Origin of the sequence: Kitasatospora sp. NPDC057512, assembly GCF_042802135.1 — a bacterium.
Taxonomy (GTDB): Bacteria; Actinomycetota; Actinomycetes; order Streptomycetales; family Streptomycetaceae; genus Kitasatospora.
In genome coordinates this window covers 1-3,350 of the sequence record NZ_JBHVET010000840.1, presented here as the reverse complement: position 1 = coordinate 3,350, position 3,350 = coordinate 1, and the positions used below count along the sequence as shown (strand labels likewise).

Below are 3,350 nucleotides of genomic sequence, written 5' to 3'. Positions count from 1 at the left end.
GCGACGGTCAGCGGCACGCTGACCGTCGCGCCGGTGACGGTGTACGGGACGGCCTTGGGCGCCGGGTCGGTGCCGTCCGGGCTCGCGACGGTGACGGCGGTGACGCCCGCCCCGGCCGGGAGGGCGTAGGAGAGCGTGCAGTTGGCGGGTGAGCTGCGGAACGCCGCCGGGGTGTCGCCGAAGTTGGTGAAGTTCACCAGGTGGACGACGGTGTCGGCGCCGAGCCGTCGGGCGTCCAGGAAGATCCGGCGGTCCCCGGCGAGGGTGACCGCCGGCGGGGCGGCCTGCTGGACGGCGGTGAGCAGCTGGTCCGCCGAGGCCTGGTCGGTCTTGGTGAGGTAGCTCAGCCCGGGCAGCGCCTTGACGTACCAACAGCTGCCGCTGCCGTAGGAGTTCCGTTTGCCGGCGGGAAGCGGGTCGGCCTTGCGCAGGCCGAGCACGTCGGAGAGCGCGAACTCGGCACGCTGGCCGCCGAGTTCGTCCAGCGCGGTGGGTGCCGGGCCGGTGATCACGATGGTTCCGCCGGCCGAGACGAAGCCGCGCAGCAGTGCCGCCTCGGTGTCCGAGACCGCCTGGAGGTTGGGCAGCAGCAGGACCTTGAACCGGGCCAGGTCGTCGGCGGTCAGGCCGGGGCTGGACACCGTGTCGAACGGGACGTGGGCGTAGACCAGCGCCTTGACGGTTCCCCGGAACTCGCCGAGCCAGGGGAGCGAGGCACAGCTCATCTGCGGGTCGTCACCGCCCCACCAGTCGGCGATCCCGGCCGGGGCCTTGGCGTTGACGTACATCCCGTTGCCCTCACCCGGGGCCACGTAGTCCCGGGACGGCGCCGAGTGGTAGACGCCGACCTGTGCGATGGAGGCCGGGTCGTAGAGCTTCGCCTGGTTGGTGCGCACGAAGCGGTACATCCGGGTGCGCATCGCGGCGTCCACGGTGTCGTTCTTGAACGGGGTCTTCACCTCGTACGGGTTGCAGCCGGCCGCGATCAGCTGGGACATCACCAGCGAGGCGTCGTCGGCCTGCCAGCCGTAGGAGAACGCCCAGGCCGGCTTGGTGCCGCTGGCGGCGCGGGCGTACTTGTACATGGAGATCAGGCAGACCCAGTCGGAGGCGGTGGCGTGCCGCATGCCGTCGTAGTTGCCGAGGATGTCCACCTCCCAGACCTGGCTGACGGCGCCGGGGGCCTGGCGCAGGTAGCCGCCGTCCAGGCCGATCGAGGTGGCGTAGCGGTAGTCCATCGACACGGTCTCGACGAAGGTCACCAGGTCGGGGTTGACCGAGCGGCCCGCGTCGGCGATGTCCAGCTGGAACCGGAGCAGGTTGCGGTGGCGCCACTCGACGTAGCGGCGGAAGACCGGGTCGGCGAAGTTCGCGGCCGTGGGCAGGGCGAGGCCGGTGTCGGCCTTGAACGCGGCGGCGCCCCAGGTGGAGGCGTCGCACCAGGACTGCACGCCGTCGAAGTAGATCGGGACGTCCGGCCAGATGCCGTCCACACCGGTCGCGGCCACGCCCTTGATCCGCTTGAGGTAGTAGTCCCGCCAGGGCGAGTTGGGGCTGAGCCAGACGCTCTCGTCGCCCGGGTCGACCCAGACCACCACGCTGCCGTAGAACACGTTGGGCTTGCCGGCGAGGTCGCGCTGGACCCAGTTCTTGCCCTGGTCGTTCTTGTAGAAGGAGCGGCCCTTCTCGCCGCCGGGGGAGATCAGCTCCAGCGACGGGTAGTACATGACGACCTTGAGGCCGGCGGCGTGGGCCAGGCCGGTGAACTGCTTCACCTCGGCCATGTGCGCGGCGAACTGGGCGTCGGTGAGCCAGTCGGAGAGCAGGGTGTCCAGCTCGATGACGCTGACCTCCTGCGCCTTGAGGGCGTCCACGGCGCTCTGCATGTCGGCGGGCTCGTTGAAGGTGCCGTCGGCGATGCGGGCGTAGCGGGCCCAGTCCGGCCAGGTCTGCGCGGCGGTCCCGGGGGCGGCGGCCAGGTGGGACGTGGGCCACTGGCCCTGGTACTCCGAGTTTCCGTACTCCTTGGCCGCGGCCGGTGCGGACGGCGGCTCGGAGGCCCAGGCGGCGCCGCCGGGCAGCAGCCGGACGGTGGCCAGCGCGCCGCCGGCGCCGAGGCCGGCCCGGAGCAGTCTGCGGCGGCCGAGGCGGGATCCCCCCGGGCGTTCCGGGGTCGTGTGCTGTTCGGTTCCTTCGTGCTGCTCTGGCATGGTGGTCCCCCCAGCGTGAGCGGGCCGGCGCGGGTCGGCGCGGCCCGGGAACGGTCGTGAGCACTGCGCGTGGTGAGCACGGTGGATCGTGGGCACTGCGAGTGGTCGGCGCGGTGGATCGTGGGCACGGTGGGTCGTGACGTACGGCGATCGGTGCGGAGACGGCGCGTCGTGGTTGCCGACGGCGGTCTCGGGGCCGACCCTAGACCGTGCGCCGCCCCGGTCGTCCGGTCGCGGTCCACGGCTACGCCAGACGTCTGACCGCCGGTTCCCTCAGTGTGCGGACCGTTGTCGGGGTGAGGTCCGGGGGAGTTCGGGGTAGGGGTGCTCGCAGGGCGCCGTCGATGATCATAAATTCTCTACAGTGCTGTAGATTCGCGGCACGGGCGGTGGCAGAACGAGGAGGACGCGATGAGCGTTTCGCTGGCCAAGGGACAGAAGATCAGCCTGGAGAAGCCGGGTGGTGGACAACTGAGCCTGGTCCGGATGGGCCTCGGCTGGAAGGCGGCGGAGCGCAAGGGCTTCTTCGCCAAGCTGCTCGCCGCCGGCCGGGAGATCGACCTGGACGCCTCGGCGGTGCTGTTCGCCCAGGGGCGCCCGGTGGACGTGGTGTTCTTCCAGCACCTCAACAGCAACGACGGCTCGGTCCGGCACAGCGGGGACAACCTGGTCGGCGGCGCGGGCGACGCGACCGACGACGAGTCGATCACGGTCGACCTGACCGCCGTCGCCGCCGAGGTCGACCAGATCGTCTTCACCGTCAACTCCTTCACCGGGCAGACCTTCCAGGAGGTCGAGGCGGCCTTCTGCCGGCTGGTGGACGAGACCACCGGCGTCGAGCTGGCCCGCTACACGCTCACCGCCGGCGGCCCGTACACCGCCCAGGTCATGGCCAAGGTGCAGCGCACGGCGACGGGTTGGCAGATGACCGCGATCGGCCAGCCGGCCAGCGGGCGGACCTTCCAGGACCTGATGCCGGAGCTGGTCAAGCACCTCTGACCCGCTGCGGCGGGTTATCGGCGCCGGTCGCCGTCCCGGTCATCGAGGACGGGACGCCGGTCGTCGCCCGGCGCTTCCGGGTGGTCGGGCCGGGCGGTGGCGTGCGGGCGTGAGGCAGTGACCGGCGGCGATGGCTGAAGG

Annotated in this window: 2 protein-coding genes; one reads left to right on the top strand and one right to left on the bottom strand. The window is 71.5% G+C overall.

Translation table 11 applies throughout. The features are described 5' to 3' along the window. Positions 1 to 2,210 (bottom strand): hypothetical protein (locus tag ACFU6K_RS34580; RefSeq protein ID WP_380669900.1); only part of this gene is annotated, 2,210 nt, incomplete at its 3' end. A 411-nt stretch (positions 2,211 to 2,621) separates the two neighbouring features. On the opposite strand from ACFU6K_RS34580, the gene ACFU6K_RS34575 reads away from it, so the two are divergent. Continuing rightward, positions 2,622 to 3,209 (top strand): TerD family protein, encoded by a 588-nt coding sequence (locus ACFU6K_RS34575; RefSeq protein WP_380669898.1) that lies wholly within the window; start codon positions 2,622 to 2,624, stop codon positions 3,207 to 3,209. Positions 3,210 to 3,350 lie beyond the last annotated feature (141 nt).